This is a genomic window from Acidaminobacter sp. JC074, from assembly GCF_022496765.1.
GTDB lineage: Bacteria > Bacillota > Clostridia > Peptostreptococcales > Acidaminobacteraceae > JABXKX01.
In genome coordinates, this window is record NZ_VANV01000064.1 from 1 (window position 1) to 1,650 (window position 1,650).

A 1,650-nucleotide genomic window follows, 5' to 3' on the forward strand; every position below is an offset into this window, starting at 1 on the left:
CCCTATATGTTAGGATAGTTGTCGGGAGGATGGTTTTACTATATGCTAGTTAATAGACATAAGTAAAAGGAGATACTCGATGCCAAGATACAGTCCAGAATTAAAGGAAAAAATTATAAAGGACATGTTACCACCAAACAATGTACCAGTGAAAGAACTTTCAGATAAGCATGGTATTTGTGAGCAAACTCTTTACAAATGGAAGAGAGTTGCAAAAGCCAATGGATCTGTTATTCAGAACTCTAAGAATAGTAAAGAGAAATATTCAAATGAAGTGAAGTTAAATATCATCATTGAAACTGCTTCTTTAAATGAAGAAGAACTATCAGAGTACTGTCGTCAAAAAGGTCTTTATGTAGATGAAATAAAGTCCTGGAAGACTATGTTTATAACTGGTAAAACTGAATCCGAAACCAAAGCAAAAGAAGAAATCAAATTAAAAGATGCAAAGCTAAAACAACTTCAAAAAGAACTAGAACGTAAGGAAAAAGCTTTAGCTGAAACCGCAGCATTATTGGTTCTTAGAAAAAAGATGAATGCGATTTGGAATTCGGAAGAGGACGATTAACAACAGCTTCAGATCGCATAAAAATAATCGAAATCATAGATGAAGCAATTACCTCAGGTGCACGTCAATTCAAAGCTTGTGAAGTCGTTGGAATAAGTGAACGAACATTACAACGTTGGCGTGAAGAAGGTGCTGAAACAAGAGATAAACGTCCAGAAGCCACAAGGCCGGTTCCTGCAAACAAACTGACAGAAGCAGAAAAAACTAAAATCATTAAAACGATGAATCAGGAAGAATATCAGAATCTTCCACCATCACAAGTGGTACCAAGATTAGCCGATGAAGGAACTTATATAGCCTCAGAATCAAGTTTCTATCGAGTTTTAAGAGAACATAAACAAAATAATCATCGAGGCAAATCAAAGGCCYCAGTAAAGCGTTATGTTACGACTCATAGTGCTACAGGCCCCAATCAAGTTTGGATGTGGGACATAACGTGGTTACCAGGTCCAGCGAAAGGTATTTACTACTATTTATATCTTATTATCGATCTCTTTAGCAGAAAGATAATAGGTTGGGAAATTTGGGAGTATGAAAGCTCAGAAAAAGCAAGCGAACTAGTTCGAAAAGCTTGCCTCTCAGAACAAATATCTCCACTGTTACAACCTTTAGTTTTGCACTCAGATAACGGTAGTCCTATGAAAGGATCATCATTACTAACAACGCTCTATGAGTTAGGAATAGTACCATCAAATAGTAGACCTAGAGTAAGTAATGACAATGCATTTATTGAATCCTTTTTCAAGACGGTGAAGTACATGCCGACGTTTCCATATAATGGATTCGATGCAATATCGGATGCACGAGCTTGGGTACTACAATTTTCAAATTATTATAATAGAGAACATCGTCATAGCAGTTTAAAGTTCATAACACCTAATGAAAGACACAATGGTCTATCAAAAGTAATAATGGACAATCGTAAAGCTGTTTATGAAGCAGCAAAGCTTAAAAACCCAAATCGATGGAGCGGTCCAACGAGAAACTGGAACTTAAATAACACAGTTTATCTAAATCCGGAGAAAGAAGATAAAAGTATAGTTAAAAGCAGTTAATCACGACAACATAGTTGACAAACAGCG

Annotated in this window: 1 pseudogene; it reads left to right on the top strand. The window is 36.1% G+C overall.

Annotation, left to right across the window (positions count from 1 at the left end):
* Window positions 1–79: 79 nt before the first annotated feature.
* Window positions 80–1,623: pseudogene (locus EZV73_RS28205) on the top strand (IS3 family transposase).
* Window positions 1,624–1,650: the final 27 nt, after the last annotated feature.